1 protein-coding gene is annotated in these 324 nt (G+C 33.6%); it reads left to right on the top strand.

The window, feature by feature from the left end; all coding sequences use genetic code 11:
* Positions 1-314, top strand: a 314-nt coding sequence (locus DKT72_RS09100; RefSeq protein ID WP_162623279.1) for an integrase core domain-containing protein, incomplete at its 5' end; no start/stop codon positions are given.
* Positions 315-324: the final 10 nt, after the last annotated feature.

Consider the following 324-nt stretch of genomic DNA (forward strand, 5'->3'; position numbering starts at 1 on the left):
ACAAACGAGGTAGACCTGAAAAAATACGCATGGACAACGGTCCTGAGTTTATTGCCAATATTACATCAGAATGGAGTGAAATGCATGGTATTGTATTTCAATATATACAATCAGGTAAACCTACCCAGAATGCTTTTATTGAACGCTTCAATGGTTCTTACAGAAGAGGCGTACTTAATAGATATATTTTTGAAACGATAGATCAAGTAAGAGAACAAACTCAAATATGGATGTATGATTATAATCATTATAGACCACATAATGCGTTAGGTAAAATGTCTCCCAAAAAATACGCAGAACTTAATTGTAAGTGAACTAGTTCAC

Origin of the sequence: Confluentibacter sediminis, from assembly GCF_003258355.1 — a bacterium.
Taxonomy (GTDB): Bacteria; Bacteroidota; Bacteroidia; order Flavobacteriales; family Flavobacteriaceae; genus Confluentibacter; species Confluentibacter sediminis.